Origin of the sequence: Streptococcus sp. 20925_1_44 (assembly GCF_041432435.1) — a bacterium.
GTDB lineage: Bacteria > Bacillota > Bacilli > Lactobacillales > Streptococcaceae > Streptococcus > Streptococcus infantis.
Window position 1 is genome coordinate 61537 of the sequence record NZ_JAPVZQ010000005.1, and the last position, 15310, is coordinate 76846.

Here is a 15310-nt window from a genome sequence, read left to right on the forward strand (position 1 = left end):
AAAGCAATGACCATTGCAACGATTGATATCGGAGGGACTGGCATTAAGTTTGCTAGTCTAACTCCTGATGGAAAGATTTTAGATAAGACCAGCACCCCAACTCCAGAAACTCTAGAAGATTTATTGGCTTGGTTGGACCAACGCTTGTCAGAACAGGACTATCGTGGGATTGCTATGAGTGTTCCAGGAGCGGTCAATCAAGAAACAGGTGTGATTGAGGGGATTAGTGCCATTACTTATATCCATGGTTTTTCATGGTACCAGACCCTTGCTCATCACCAACTCCCTGTCCATCTAGAAAATGATGCCAACTGTGTTGGACTTAGTGAACTGCTAGCTCATCCTGAGATTGAAAATGCAGCCTGTGTCGTTATTGGTACAGGGATCGGTGGAGCCATGATTATCAATGGGAAAATTCACCGTGGTCGTCATGGCTTGGGTGGAGAGTTTGGTTACATGACAACTATCGAACCAGCAGAAAAACTCAACAACTGGTCACAACTAGCTTCTACAGGAAACATGGTTCGTTATGTGATTGAAAAATCAGGTCAGTCAGACTGGGATGGCCGTAAGGTTTATAAAGAGGCTGCAGCAGGCAATGCCCTTTGCCAAGAAGCCATTGAGCGGATGAATCGTAATCTTGCTCAAGGCTTGCTCAATATCCAGTATCTAATCGACCCAGATGTCATTAGCCTAGGTGGCTCTATCAGTCAGAACCCAGATTTTATCAAAGGGGTGCAAAAAGCGGTAGACGTCTTTGTGGAAAGATATGAAGAGTATACAATTGCGCCAGTGATCCAAGCTTGCACCTATCAGGCAGATGCCAATCTCTACGGTGCCCTTGTCAACTGGTTACAGGAGGAAAACCAATGGTAAATTTTACCGGAATTAGCAGTAAACAACAGCAAGCTATAGACTTACTTCAAAAGCACATTTCTCTACCAGATGTAGAAGTGGCTGTCGCTCAGTCTGACCAAGCTTCTATCTCTATCAAGGGTGAGGGCGGAGAATATCAATTGACTTATCGCAAACCTCACCAACTCTATCGCGCCTTGTCTGTTCTCGCAACAGCTTTAGAAGAAGGTGATAAGGTGGAGATTGAGGAGCAAGCGGCTTATGAAGATTTAGCCTACATGGCGGATTGTTCCCGTAATGCGGTTCTAAATGTTGCATCTGCCAAGCAGATGATTGAAGTCTTAGCTCTGATGGGTTATTCAACCTTTGAGCTCTACATGGAAGACACCTATCAGATTGAGGGACAACCTTACTTTGGCTATTTCCGTGGGGCTTATTCAGCTGAAGAATTACAGGAAATCGAAGCCTATGCCCAGCAGTTTGACATGACTTTTGTTCCTTGTATCCAGACCTTGGCCCACTTATCAGCCTTTGTCAAATGGGGTGTCAAAGAAGTCCAGCAACTTCGTGATGTAGAGGACATTCTCCTCATCGGCGAAGAAAAAGTTTACGACCTAATCGACGGCATGTTTGCTACTTTGTCTAAACTGCAGACACGCAAGGTTAATATCGGCATGGACGAAGCCCACTTGGTTGGTTTGGGTCGCTATTTGATTCTCAATGGTGTTGTGGATCGTAGTCTCCTCATGTGCCAACACTTGGAGCGCGTGCTGGATATTGCAGACAAGTATGGTTTCCACTGCCAGATGTGGAGCGATATGTTCTTCAAACTCATGTCAGCAGATGGCCAGTACGACCGTGATGTGGAAATTCCAGAGGAAACACGAGTTTTTCTTGACCGCCTTAAAGACCGTGTGACCTTGGTTTACTGGGATTATTATCAGGATAGCGAAGAAAAATACAACCGTAACTTCGGTAACCACCACAAGATTAGCCAGGATATTGCCTTTGCAGGTGGTGCTTGGAAGTGGATTGGTTTCACACCACACAACCAATTTAGCCGCTTAGTAGCTATTGAAGCCAATAAAGCCTGCCGTGCCAATCAGATCAAGGAAGTCATTGTGACTGGTTGGGGAGACAATGGTGGTGAAACAGCCCAATTCTCTATCTTACCGAGCTTGCAAATTTGGGCAGAACTCTGCTACCGCAATGATCTAGACCGTTTGTCTGCACATTTCAAAACCAATACAGGTCTATCCGTTGAGGACTTTATGCAGCTTGACCTTGCCAACCTCTTACCAGACCTGCCAGGTAATATACATGGTATCAACCCTAACCGCTATACCTTTTATCAGGATGTTCTCTGCCCAATTCTTGACAAGCACATGACACCTGAACAGGACAAACCACACTTTGCCCAAGCAGCTGAGACTCTTGCTGCTATTAAAGAAAAAGCTGGCATCTATGCTTATCTCTTTGAGACTCAGGCCCAGTTGAATGCTATTTTAAGTAGCAAGGTGGATGTGGGACGACGCATTCGTCAAGCCTATCATGCAGATGATAAAGAAAGCTTGCAACAAATTGCTAGGGAAGAATTACCAAAATTAAGAAGCCAGGTTGAAACCTTCCACAAGCTCTTTAGCCACCAATGGTTGAAAGAAAACAAGGTCTTTGGTTTGGATACAGTAGATATCCGTATGGGTGGGCTCTTGCAGCGGATCAAGCGAGCAGAAAGCCGTATCGAGGCTTATTTGGCTGGTCAAATTGACCGCATCGAAGAATTAGAAGTCGAAATTCTTCCATTTACTGACTTCTACGCAGATAAGGACTTCGCAGCAACGACAGCCAACCAATGGCATACTATTGCGACAGCATCGACTATTTATACGACCTAGAAATTTATCACAAATAGTTAAACATCTCCTTTTAAATACATGGAGATGTTTTTTGATTTGGAGATAGGGAAGGAGTATAATGAAGGTATAAGGATAGTTTGGAGGTGCGATCATGAAAAAGCTACTACTAGTCCTAGGTGCGAGTGTGCTAGTTTTATCTGCTTGCCACAAGGCGACAAAAGATAGCGTAACTAGTCAGTCAACATCAAGGGAGCAACAAACCAAGGAAGTAACCAACTATTTTCACTACCTAGCGGATTCCTATCAAAAGGCTCTTGCACACGAAAAAGAAGTCAAGGATACAACTGTTCAATCCCCCATGTCTGCCACCCTTGTAGCTATGGAAGAACTCCAGTTATCTAATCCGACTGACCAAGCTTTGATTATGAAGAACTACTCGGATTTTCAGAAGCTAATCCAATACAATACCGAAAAGTGGCAGGAAGAGTTTATAAGCTGGGCTTCTTCTATGGGGCAGTCCTATCATAGACTGGAGCATAGAAACTTTGACGAAAAAAATGAATTCATCAAACAATTAGAAACAACAACTGTCTCTCAGAAAAGAGTCCGATGGAATATTTTCGGGGTGTCCAGTGACAATGCCTATGATTATTTGGTTTTGGATGCCTACTATGACAAGCAAGACAAACATTTCTACTTATTTACACTGAAAGATGGGCAAGCAAAGGTCTTGCATGCCGATAAGACGCTAGAAACCATCAGTACTGCGAATTTTGAAGAGACTGAAAACACAGATTTAGCGCAAGGTTTTAAGGAATTTCTATTAAAAACAAGCGTAGTTACAGAGAATGAGTCAGATACAGACTATAGTGCTCTAACAGACAAGATAAAAATAGCCATGGAATCCTATTCAGATAGTAAAGGTGAAAGATTTAAGTCGACTAGCCTAGCAACATATGGTCGTTATTATGGGCTCGCAGTCCCGGATCAGATGATGCAATTTGGGCAAGTCGATGGAGTTAAATATACTTTTAAATGGTTCGACCATATTGCTGGTGTTGGTGAAAAACGGTTTGAAATCTTGGCCTGCTATGTGAATGAAGCAGGGACAGAGGTGATTCTCTTTGGATACAAGGATGGTCGCCCTACTATTTTACATACTGAGGGGCAACCGGAGATTGAGAAAAACGAAGCAGGTACCATTATAAATGCCCAAGTTCATTTTGTTGATTTTCACCAACCGATATTGGAAGGAGTTTTCAATTAGTAGAGATGGGGAACACCACTTGCAGGCAGAGTGTTTCCCGTGAAACCTATTCTTATATAAAAAAGTTCTCCACATAAAATAATTTGTGGAGTTTTTTCTATAATTTGTAGTTTAAACTGTCCTAAAAATAAGAGTATACTATTTTTGTAAACGTTATCAAGACTAAAAATGTGAGATTATGAAGTTTTAGAAAAATAAAAGGGGAGGAAATTATGAAGAAGTTTTCAAAAACTTTAAGAGATAATTGGATTTTTCTCTTAATGGTTTTACCAGGAACAATTTGGTTGATTTTATTCTTCTACATTCCAGTTTTTGGGAATGTGGTTGCCTTCAAAGACTACCATATGACTGGTGAAGGATTCGTCCACAGTATTATAAATAGTAGATGGGTCGGACTAGATAACTTTAAATTCTTGTTTAGTTCTAAGGATGCCTTTGTCATCACTCGAAACACTGTCCTTTACAACCTTGGATTTATCTTTATCGGTTTAATTGTATCAGTTGGTATCGCCATTATCCTTAGTGAACTTCGCTCTAAGCAAATGGTTAAAATCTACCAAACATCTATGTTGTTCCCTTACTTCCTATCTTGGGTTATCATCAGTTTCTTTACAGATGCTTTCCTAAACATCGATAAAGGGCTTATCAACCACACCTTAGAAGCCCTTGGAATGAAGGGTATTAACTTCTACGCTGATGTCAGTATCTGGCCTTACCTTCTCCTTTTCCTAGGTATCTGGAAAGGTTTTGGATACAGTAGTGTGATGTACTACGCAACTATCATGGGTATTGACCCAACTTACTACGAAGCAGCGACAGTGGACGGTGCTAGCAAATGGCAACGTATCCGTAACGTAACCATCCCTCAGTTGACACCACTTGTGACAGTATTGACCATCCTTGCAGTCGGAAACATCTTCCGTGCAGACTTCGGTCTCTTCTACCAAATCCCTCACAACGCAGGTCAGCTCTATAGTGTAACAAACGTATTGGACGTCTATGTCTTTAACGGATTGACTCAGACAGCAGATATCGGTATGGCTTCAGCAGCCGGTCTCTACCAGTCAGTCGTCGGTTTGATTCTCGTTATCCTATCAAACTTACTTGCAAGACGTGTTGATCCTAACTCAGCACTATTCTAGAAAGGAGGAGCATATGGCAAAAAAAATTCAAAAAGAAAAAATTGATAATGTTGGCATACACTCCTTCAGCAAAAAGGCAGATATCTTCTTTAGTATCATATCTGGTTTGCTAGCCTTCTCTTGTATCTTGCCTTTCATCTTCGTAATCATTATTTCAGTTACAGACGAAAAAAGTATTGTTCAATATGGATATAGTTTCTTCCCTTCCAAGTTTGGTGTAGATGGATTCCAATTCTTGGCTCAGTTTAAAGACAAAATTTTACAAGCGCTCTTTATCTCAGCCTTTGTGACAGTTGTCGGTACATTGACAAACGTCTTCATCACTACAACTTACGCCTATGCCATCTCACGTTCAACATTTAAGTATCGTAAATTCTTTACAATCTTCGCTCTTCTTAGTATGTTGTTCAACGCTGGTTTGGTACCAGGCTATATCGTGGTGACACAATTGCTTCACCTTGGTGATACCATTTGGGCCTTGATTGTTCCAATGCTTCTATCACCATTCAACATCATGTTGATGCGGTCTTTCTTCAAGAAAACCATTCCAGAAGCAATCCTCGAATCAGCTCGTATCGATGGTGCTAGCGAGGCGCGGATCTTCTTCCAAATCTGTTTACCACTCTCTCTTCCAGGGATTGCGACTATCACACTTTTGACAGCACTTGGATTCTGGAACGACTGGTTCAATGCTCTTCTTTACATCAAGAGTGACAACTTGTATCCATTGCAATATTTGCTCATGCAAATTCAAAACAACATGGATTACATTGCTAAGTCAGTTGGGATGTCAGGACAACTTGCAGTTGCCCTACCAAAAGAAACAGGTCGTATGGCCATGGTCGTAGTTGCGACTGTTCCGATTGCGATTCTCTATCCATTCTTCCAACGCTACTTTGTAAAAGGTTTAACTATCGGTGGTGTTAAAGAATAAGAGACACTGAGAAACAAGCTTTCTCTACCCTATCTAACTTTTCTTTGTTGAAAAGTAGATCACTAAAATTGTTTTAAATTTAAAAATAAAAAAAGGAGTTTTTATCATGAAAAACTGGAAAAAATATGCTTTTGCATCTGCTAGCCTTGTAGCTTTAGCTGCTAGCCTCGCTGCTTGTGGAAACCTTAAAGGTAACAACCAAAAAGCTGCTGACTCAGCTTCAGGTGACAAAACTGTTATCAAAATGTACCAAATCGGTGACAAACCAGATAACTTGGATGAATTGCTAGAAAATGCAAACAAAATCATCGGAGAAAAAGTTGGTGCTAAATTAGACATCCAATACCTTGGATGGGGTGACTACGGTAAGAAAATGTCAGTTATCACTTCATCAGGTGAAAACTATGATATCGCATTTGCAGATAACTACGTTGTAAACGCTCAAAAAGGTGCTTATGCTGACTTGACAGAATTGTACAAGAAAGAAGGAGCTGAGCTTTACAAAGCGCTTGACCCAGCTTACATCAAAGGTAACACTGTAAACGGTAAGATTTATTCTGTTCCAGTTGCAGCTAACGTTGCATCTTCACAAAACTTTGCTTTCAACGGCCCACTTCTTGAAAAATATGGAATCGATATCTCAGGTGTAACTTCATACGAAACACTTGAACCAGTATTGAAACAAATCAAAGAAAAAGCTCCAGACGTAATGCCATTCGCTGTTGGTAAAAACTTTATCCCATCAGAAAACTTTGACTACCCAGTTGCAAATGGTCTTCCATTCGTTATCGACCTTGAAGGTGATACTACTAAGATCGTAAACCGTTACGAAGTTCCTCGTTTCGTAGAACACTTGAAGACTCTTCACAAATACTATGAAGCAGGATACATTCCAAAAGACGTAGCAACAAGTGAAACTTCATATGACCTTACTCAAGATACTTGGCTTGTTCGTGAAGAAACAGTAGGACCAGCTGACTACGGTAGCAGCTTGCTTTCTCGTGTTGCTAACAGAGACATCCAAATCAAACCATTTACTAACTTCATCAAGAAAAACCAAACAACTCAAGTTGCAAACTTTGTAATCTCAAACAACTCTAAGAACAAAGAAAAAGCAATGGAAGTGTTGAACCTCTTGAACACTAACCCAGAACTCTTGAACGGACTTGTTTATGGACCAGAAGGCAAGAACTGGGAAAAAGTAGCAGGTAAAGAAAACCGTGTTAAAGTCCTTGATGGATACAAAGGAAACACTCACATGTCAGGATGGAACACTGGTAACAACTGGATCCTTTACATCAACGAAAACGTTACAGATGAACAAATTGCACAATCTAAGAAAGACTTGGAAACTGCAAAAGAATCTCCAGCGCTTGGATTCATCTTCAACACTGACAACGTGAAATCTGAAATCTCAGCTATCACTAACACTATGCAACAATTCGATACAGCTATCAACACTGGTACTGTAGACCCAGAAAAAGCTATTCCAGAATTGATGGAAAAACTTAAATCTGAAGGTGCTTACCAAAAAGTATTGGATGAAATGCAAAAACAATACGACGAATTCTTGAAAAACAAAAAATCTTAAGATAGATTGATTTCGTGTATTCATTCCTAAAAGATGCGATCACTGCCTTGTCTGGAGTTTTCCAGACGGGGTGGTGATTCTTTTTTGGTATCATGATAGGTATTTTAGTCAAGACAGGCCATGGATATCTTTTTGTTAACTTTTCTACATCGAATATTTAATTAAAACAAGATCTGAAAATGGGTCTTGTTTTTCATTTTTCGGTCAAATAAATTGCATTCGCTTTCTTGGGGGAGTATACTGGTATAGTTGAATGAAAATTTCTGATAATTTAATCTTAGAAAAGAGAAGCACATGTCAAAAGATATTCGAGTTTTACTTTACTATAAATATGTTCCCATCGAAAACGCAGAACAATTTGCTGCAGACCACTTGGCTTTCTGTAAGTCTATTGGCCTCAAGGGCCGTATTCTAGTGGCTGACGAAGGGATCAACGGAACCGTTTCTGGTGACTACGAAACAACGCAAAAATACATGGACTACGTTCACAGCCTTCCAGGTATGGAAGACCTCTGGTTCAAGATTGACGAAGAAAGTGAGCAAGCGTTCAAGAAGATGTTTGTTCGCTACAAAAAGGAAATCGTTCACCTTGGTTTAGAGGATGATAACTTTGATAACGACATCGATCCTCTTGAAACAACAGGTGCTTACTTGTCACCAAAAGAATTTAAAGAAGCCCTCCTAGATGAAGATACAGTGGTCCTTGATACTCGTAATGACTATGAGTACGACCTTGGACACTTCCGTGGGGCTATCCGTCCTGACATCCGCAACTTCCGTGAATTACCACAATGGGTTCGTGATAACAAGGAAAAATTCATGGATAAACGTGTCGTAGTTTACTGTACAGGTGGAGTCCGCTGTGAGAAATTCTCAGGTTGGATGGTACGTGAAGGCTATAAAGATGTCGGTCAATTGCATGGAGGAATTGCGACTTACGGGAAAGATCCAGAAGTTCAAGGGGAACTTTGGGATGGGAAAATGTATGTCTTTGACGAACGTATCGCAGTCGATGTCAACCATGTCAATCCAACTATCGTAGGGAAAGACTGGTTTGATGGAACACCATGTGAACGTTATGTCAACTGCGGAAATCCATTCTGTAACCGCCGCATCTTGGCATCAGAAGAGAACGAAGACAAATATCTTCGTGGTTGCTCACACGAGTGTCGTGTTCACCCACGTAATCGCTATGTTTTAGAACATGAATTGACACAAGATCAAGTCATCGAGCGTCTAGCAGCAATTGGTGAGAGCCTAGACCATTCTGAAGTTGTATAATAAATATTAACAGTCCTAAAGGGCTGTTTTTCTATGCTTTTGACTAAAAAATCTTAAATTTGTTTCTGCATCTTTCAGGAAAATGGTGTATACTATATGTAAACGATTTCAAAGGAGACCATTATGGTGAAGACATTTTTTATTCCAAATAAACAAAGTATTTTAGGACAACAGGAGATTCTTACAGCTAAATCAATTTTAGGCTTAGTAGAAGGCCTAGAGTCGCATAGTTATGATGCTATTTACCTCCGTCAACCTCTCAATCGCCTTGAGTATATCGAGTGTGCTGTTGTGGGAAAATCTCAGTTTCTCTTTAAAGTTCGCTACCTTGACTCTCAAAACGGCTATCAAGTAATTATTCCTGACTTGATTACAAGAGCTGACTGGGAGATAGTAGAAGAGCTCTTGCGAGCTTTGTCTAGCAAGGTTGGTGAAGCAGTTGAAGGCTTGGCAGACTTTGATTTGGAAAACTATTTCCAAGAAACGGTTAAGAGCTATCTAGCGGATAAGGCTGCTCGTTTAGGTTTCTGCCAGGGTATTCTATCACCTGTCTACTTTGATAAGAAGGATTTGGAAAGTTTCTTGGAAGAAGATGGCTTGGCACGTTTTGAAGAGCTAGTTAAGAGGGTTCAAGGGTCAGATGCCTATCCATCCAGTGCTAAATTCTATCCAGATGGAGAGGGTAAGGTTCATGGGGTCTATCACCTAGCTCAGGGAGTAAAAACCATTTTGCCAAAAGAACCGGTGATTCCTGCTCCTTACGTTGAGCAATTGGTAGGCAAGGAACTTGTTTGGGAGATTGATTTGGTAAAAATCTCTGGAGATGGTTCAAAACCAGAAGACTATGAAGCAGTAGCTAGACTGGATTATCAAGCCTTTTTAGGAGCTTTGCCAAAAGAACTTTATCAGGACTTGGATGCTAACCAAGTAGAAGTAGGCCCTGTTTCAGGGGAAGATTTTGATAACTTAGTAAAAGGTAACTAGAGGCATAAATGAAAGATATTAGTTTTAAATAATGTGAAAAGGCAGATCGTTTGATCTGCTTTTTGTGTACACAAAAAAATCCTGTCAGAGTGACAGGATTTTATCTTACATAAAAGCAAGGATTCGGAGATAGTCAAAAACAAGAGCCATTTCTGCTAGGAAAAAGAGAAATAGAACACCACCGTTGACTAGGAAAGCTAAGAGAAGGCGATAGAAGGGATCGGTTTGACTATCCTTGCTAGGTCTTGAGATGAAGTAGAGATTGGCCAAGAGAGTCAGACCAATGCTAATCAAGCAAAGCAATGCTGCAAATCGTAGACCATTAAAAAGAGCGAAGAAACTAGCAATACCTGTCAAGAGAACTGGGATAGCCAAGAGTCTGCTATGTGCTTGAAAGGCTCTTTCTAATGTCCAATCACTGTCCTGGTCGACAAAACGTTTGACTACAAATCCACCCATGAGAATTGAAAAGAAGAAGAGACTTGTCGCTACTAGGATGGAGAAGACCGAGAAGAGATTGAGAGACGGGAATTGTTCCATGAAGTGAGCATCGATGCTTGCCATACGACCATAGTAGCCTTGTTTGGCGTGATAAACTATAAAGAGAAAACTTGTAGCAGAAAAGATAGTTAGTAGTGCAAAGGCGTTATAACTATGTTTTTTATCTGAACCAATGCTTGCTGTTGGCTCTTTGAGAGCACCTTGTAACCAGACCCAAAAATCAGCCAATTCTTCTTTGAAGATTGTAGTTTTTGTCGGGACAGGATCTGGGACAAATGGACTTTCCAAAGATTTGCTAGGCTGAGGTGCTTCCTTAACTGGTTTTTCTGCTTGGTCTGTCTTTGTTGCCAGTTCTTCTGGTTCTTCTGACTTGTCTATCTTTTCTGTATTTTCCACGATTTCTTCGTGTTCGTCACTCTCTACTTTCTCTAGGTCAGCTTCTTGTTCTTCAGGATTGGCTTGAGGGTTTTCCTCAACCACTGGCAACTCTTCTTTTTCTTTTAGTTCTTCCTCGGGAATGACTGGATCAGATGGACTTTCTTTTTTCTCATTGTTGGCTGTTTTCTCGAAATCAGCACTTTCGAACCATTCTTGAGTCATGATGGGACCTCCTTTTTGATTAGTAACTTTTTATTCATGATGTCTATAAGAAGGCGAGCGAACATCATCTTTGGGTAGATTGATGTCTTGACCAGCTTTTGCGACAAGTAAATCTTGTGTATCTTTTTTCTCTGATTTGTAAGGATTAGAGAACTCTTCATCTTCCTTGTTTTCCTCGTTTGGATTATATCCTTCCCGACTACGATGATAGATGGAACCATGGTCAGAAGAAAGTTCTACATTAATTCTCTCAAGTTCTTTTTTAGCTAGTTTGATGACCATATCTTTTTTTGACTCTAGCTCTACCTTACCATGTACTTGAATATCCTCAGCAGAGATATGTTCATGGTCTGCTTGGATGCGGCTATCTGTTAGACTGGTTTCAAATACATTGACAATTCCAGTTGTGATCAGTTGGCTATTTTTGATCTCGCTATCAGTGATACGAAGAAGATAGCCATTTGACAGAATCTTGGCATTGCTGAGTTTTGCATTGGCAATTGAAAGGATACGATGGTTTACCTGGGCAGTTAGATTTTTTAAGTCTTTTCCTCTTGGTAATGAGAGAACAACTTCATCATTGCGGCTAGAAATTCCGCTTGCGATAAAGAGGATACCTTCGATACTAGAGCCTATAGAGCGACGTGTAGTTGATTTGGTATCAGTTATTTCAAGACTTTTCTCTTTGATAGAGTGTTGAAGATTTTCTTTTTCAGAGATGGTTGGGTGATACTGGATGTGAATCTTGTCATCGTTTGACTCCGTAATGACGAGCGAATGTTCTGTTAGTGAAATGTTTAGATTTTCAATATCTTGGTCAAAAACGAGCTCTTCCATTCGGCTCTCAAAGACTGGATTTTGAGACATTGCAAGGAGGCTTCTGACACCATCTGTTTGGATGCCGATGATCATCATGGCAAAACCGATGATACTAGTAACAACACCAAAGATAAGAAATCCTTTTGTTAATTTACGCATGACTTTCACCTCTCTTTCCTCTATTAAGAATCCACTGAATAAGTCGAAGGATTAGTATTCCAAAGAAACGAGTCACATAGGACGTTGCTAGCAGAACTAAAGATGAAGCTCCAATAGCTAGCAAACCTCCACCAAAAATCAGCATAAAAGCAGATGTCGATTCAGCCAGAACGTAGAAGCTTTCAAATAGGAGAACGCCTCCTAGGATTAGTCCAGCTGCTGATATAGCAAAGAAGGCTAAAAGTACACTAACCGCAGCGATAAAAATCCCGATGATAGCCATGAGAAGACCAATCCCGACTGGAATCCCAATAGGTGCAGCCAGAAGTGCGAGGATTGCGATTTGTAAAACCTGACGGTTGTTCTTATTGGAATTTTCTTCGTTGATTTTTTTATCAAGAAGTGTAGTCAGGATGTCATGGGCAGCCTCTTTTGGACTACCGAGACTAGCTATGAGTTCTTCCTCACCTTCTGGACCAGCATCATCAAAGAGTTCTTTGAAGTAGTCCATGGCTTCGATGCGATCAGATTGAGGAAGCTTCATCAGATAGGCTTCAAGCTGATTCAAATATTCAGTTCTTGTCATGGCGAATGCTCCCTTCTATGATGCCATTGATAGTGTCAGTGTAGAGTGTCCACTCTTCTCTGAGTACAAATAGTTGCTCCTCCCCAATCTCTGTTAAGGAGTAGTATTTCCGCATCCGACCTTGGTATTCGCGAGAGTATGTAGTCAGATAGCGGTTGGTATCCAGTTTTTTCAAGATGGGGTAGAGGGTAGATTCCTTGATTTTGGCAATGAGTTTAATGGTTTGACTAATTTCATAACCATAGGAATCCCCTTGTTCTAGAATGGCCAAGATGAGAAATTCAATCAAAGCCGCTGATGTCGGAAAATACATGGGGCACCTCCTTTTTAGTATATAAAAATTTTATATATAATTATTCTACACATACATCATACAACTAAATGTAAGCCCTGTCAAGTAATATGTGTAAAATTTTTATATATAAAAAAATCTTCTAGCAAAAACTAGAAGATTAGAGGATTTTATCTGCTCGATCTACCATAAAGAGGGAGATTGTCATGATGATATCAATAGCTAGAAGAGCCAGTACAGCTGGAATCCAGGAATGGAACATGTCAAAGCTGTAACCAAAGAGAGTTGGACCGACAGCTGCCAAAATGTAGCCTCCGGTCTGGGCAAGTCCAGACAATTGGGCTGTCTTTTCAGGCGAGCTAGTTTTGATGGAGAAGCAAACCATGAGATAAGGGAAAAGAGCGCTACAGGCAGTACCAATCAAGAGATGCGCTACTAACCAGTAGAGGAAGCTGTTGCTCGGGTATAAGAGCATGGCAATTCCAAGCAATCCGGCGATAGAGATGACTGTCAGCATGATTTGACGGTGACGATTGGACAAACGAGTCGTTAAACTTGGAATAGTCATCGAGAAGGGGATACTAGTCAGAGAAAAGATCGAAGCTAAAAGACCGGCATCTGTGTGAGATAAGCCAGCACTGATTGCCATGGTAGGTAACCAGGTCATACTGGTATAGAAGAGTAAGGACTGAAGTCCACCGAATACAATAATAGCCCAAACTTCCTTGTTTTTTAAGATATTCTCTTTTTTTTGTTTTTTCTCACTTCCTTTTAGAAAATGATTGTGACGATGATTGGGGAACCAGACAACTAAAGTTAGTAAGCAGACCAAGGATAAACAGAGAATCAAGCCTTTCCAGGATGTTGCCTGAGTAATGGGGACTGAGAGATAGGAAGCAAGAGCCGTTGTAATCCCCATAGAGGTCACATAGATGGTTGTCAGAAAGCCAATTTTTTGTGGGTGATTGGCCTGAATGGCGCTAGGAAGGAGCACGTTAAAGATTGCAATACTTGCTCCGATGAGTAAAGTCCCTAGATAGAGTAGAGGAAGATTAAAGATACGAATCACTGAACCGATGGTCAATACGATAAGACTATAGGTGAAAAGGTGCTCGAGTCCAATTTTTTGAGCCAAACGAGTCGCAAAAGAGGAGAAGAGGGCAAACATCAAGAGAGGGAGACTGGTCAAAACACCAAGTGAACTAACTTCCACGCCTAAACCTTGGGCAATATCTCCCAAAATAGTTGGTAAAGCTGTGAAAGGAGCTCTTAAGATCGCTCCAATTAAGATAATTCCTAGAATAAAAAAGAGTGCTCGTTTTTTCATGTGAACCTCAGTAAGCTGATTTTGATAACAGCTTATTTTAATTTTTTTTCCTAAAGATGTCAAGTTGACCTGACGTGATTCGCTACGTAGCCGATAGAAATCATAGAAAATAAGGACAATATATTTACTAGTTTTTTTCTGGGATTCAAATAAAAATAGGAAAGTCTGGAAATTTGTGATAAAATAGTGAAAGAAAATCTATATATTGGAGAACTACTGTGTCTGAAAATCGTAAATTTAGCGTCCTGATGTCAGTCTATGTTAAAGAAAATCCAGTCTTTCTAGAAGAGGCGATAGAGAGTATCATACATCAAACGCTCAAACCTAGCGAAGTGGTCATCGTCGAAGATGGTCCGCTGACACCTGAACTGTATCAAGTTTTGGAGAAATTGGAAGCACAGTCAAGTATTCCAATCAAACGTTGCCCTCTTGAGCAAAATCGCGGCTTAGGTTTAGCGCTTCAGTACGGTGTCTTACAGTGCCAATATGACGTCATTGCTCGTATGGATACAGATGATATTGCTGTTGAAGACCGTTTCGAACAACAGTTCGAATTGATGGAAAAAGAAAACTTGGACCTGCTAGGTGGTCATATCGCAGAGTTTATCGACCAACCTGACGAGATTGTGTCTTACCGTCGTGTACCGACTAAGCATGAGGATATCATTGCCTACCAACGTATGAGAAGTGCCTTTAATCATATGACTGTTATGTTCAAAAAAGAAATGGTTCTCAAAGCTGGTAACTACGAGGATGGCCTTTATATGGAAGATGATCTTCTCTGGCTCAATATGATTAGTGCAGGAGCTCGAACTGGAAATGTGGATCAAATTCTATGTAAGGTGCGCGTGGGAGCAGGGATGTTTGAACGCCGTGGAGGTCTTCGCTATCTTAAACTCTATCGCCAAGCACGAAAGAGAATGCACGCTCGCGGACAGATTTCTTATGGCGAATATCTGAAAAGTGTTTTAATCCAAGTTGTCGTTGCCCTATGTCCAGGATTTGTGCGACAGTTTATATTTTTGAAACTTCTAAGAAAAAGCAAGTAATGTCTAGCTGATAGGATTTTAAAACTATATCTTATCACTGCTAGTAAATGTGATTCTGTGTAGGAGG

The 15310-nt window shown here is 40.7% G+C and carries 14 protein-coding genes; 9 read left to right on the forward strand and 5 right to left on the reverse strand.

The window, feature by feature from the left end; all coding sequences use genetic code 11:
• Window positions 1-6 precede the first annotated feature (6 nt).
• The 8 genes from O3643_RS07125 (at window position 7) to O3643_RS07160 (ending at window position 9910) form a co-directional block, all read left to right on the forward strand.
• On the forward strand, window positions 7-876 hold the full coding sequence (locus O3643_RS07125; RefSeq protein ID WP_371500839.1) for an ROK family protein: 870 nt from the start codon (window positions 7-9) through the stop codon (window positions 874-876).
• Window positions 870-2750, forward strand: a complete 1881-nt coding sequence (locus O3643_RS07130) for a beta-N-acetylhexosaminidase (protein ID WP_371500841.1) — start codon at window positions 870-872, stop codon at window positions 2748-2750. The genes O3643_RS07125 and O3643_RS07130 overlap by 7 nt, the downstream gene beginning before the upstream one ends.
• A 112-nt stretch (window positions 2751-2862) precedes the next feature.
• The gene (locus O3643_RS07135) at window positions 2863-3978 is read left to right on the forward strand and encodes a DUF4767 domain-containing protein (RefSeq protein WP_371500844.1); all 1116 of its coding nucleotides are present in this window, start codon (window positions 2863-2865) and stop codon (window positions 3976-3978) included.
• A 212-nt stretch (window positions 3979-4190) separates the two neighbouring features.
• Window positions 4191-5120, forward strand: coding sequence for a sugar ABC transporter permease (locus tag O3643_RS07140; protein ID WP_049494437.1), 930 nt, complete (start codon window positions 4191-4193; stop codon window positions 5118-5120).
• 13 nt (window positions 5121-5133) lie between these two features.
• A complete protein-coding gene (locus O3643_RS07145; protein WP_025170531.1) occupies window positions 5134-6054 on the forward strand; it encodes a carbohydrate ABC transporter permease in 921 nt (306 codons plus the stop codon).
• 106 nt (window positions 6055-6160) lie between these two features.
• The gene (locus O3643_RS07150; RefSeq protein WP_247913056.1) at window positions 6161-7645 is read left to right on the forward strand and encodes an ABC transporter substrate-binding protein; all 1485 of its coding nucleotides are present in this window, start codon (window positions 6161-6163) and stop codon (window positions 7643-7645) included.
• A 294-nt stretch (window positions 7646-7939) separates the two neighbouring features.
• Window positions 7940-8926 carry a rhodanese-related sulfurtransferase gene (locus O3643_RS07155; RefSeq protein WP_371500847.1) on the forward strand — a complete coding sequence of 329 codons (987 nt, stop codon included), beginning with the start codon at window positions 7940-7942 and terminating at the stop codon, window positions 8924-8926.
• A gap of 123 nt (window positions 8927-9049) precedes the next feature.
• Window positions 9050-9910 (forward strand): DUF4299 family protein, encoded by an 861-nt coding sequence (locus O3643_RS07160; protein WP_371500849.1) that lies wholly within the window; start codon window positions 9050-9052, stop codon window positions 9908-9910.
• Between the two features lie 105 nt (window positions 9911-10015).
• On the opposite strand, the gene O3643_RS07165 is transcribed toward O3643_RS07160, so the two are convergent.
• From O3643_RS07165 to O3643_RS07185, 5 genes are all read right to left on the reverse strand, one after another.
• Window positions 10016-11011, reverse strand: a complete 996-nt coding sequence (locus O3643_RS07165) for a DUF6574 domain-containing protein (RefSeq protein WP_371500851.1) — start codon at window positions 11009-11011, stop codon at window positions 10016-10018.
• Between the two features lie 30 nt (window positions 11012-11041).
• A complete protein-coding gene (locus O3643_RS07170) occupies window positions 11042-11989 on the reverse strand; it encodes a DUF4097 family beta strand repeat-containing protein (RefSeq protein ID WP_371500853.1) in 948 nt (315 codons plus the stop codon).
• On the reverse strand, window positions 11982-12575 hold the full coding sequence (locus O3643_RS07175) for a DUF1700 domain-containing protein (RefSeq protein WP_371500855.1): 594 nt from the start codon (window positions 12573-12575) through the stop codon (window positions 11982-11984). Before O3643_RS07175 ends, O3643_RS07170 begins: the two co-directional genes overlap by 8 nt.
• Window positions 12562-12888, reverse strand: a complete 327-nt coding sequence (locus O3643_RS07180) for a PadR family transcriptional regulator (protein ID WP_006149048.1) — start codon at window positions 12886-12888, stop codon at window positions 12562-12564. The genes O3643_RS07175 and O3643_RS07180 overlap by 14 nt, the downstream gene beginning before the upstream one ends.
• A gap of 139 nt (window positions 12889-13027) precedes the next feature.
• A complete protein-coding gene (locus tag O3643_RS07185; protein WP_371500858.1) occupies window positions 13028-14194 on the reverse strand; it encodes a CynX/NimT family MFS transporter in 1167 nt (388 codons plus the stop codon).
• Window positions 14195-14412: 218 nt separating this feature from the next.
• Here O3643_RS07185 and O3643_RS07190 point away from each other — a divergent pair, with 218 nt between their 5' ends.
• Window positions 14413-15243, forward strand: a complete 831-nt coding sequence (locus O3643_RS07190) for a glycosyltransferase (protein ID WP_254727262.1) — start codon at window positions 14413-14415, stop codon at window positions 15241-15243.
• Window positions 15244-15310 lie beyond the last annotated feature (67 nt).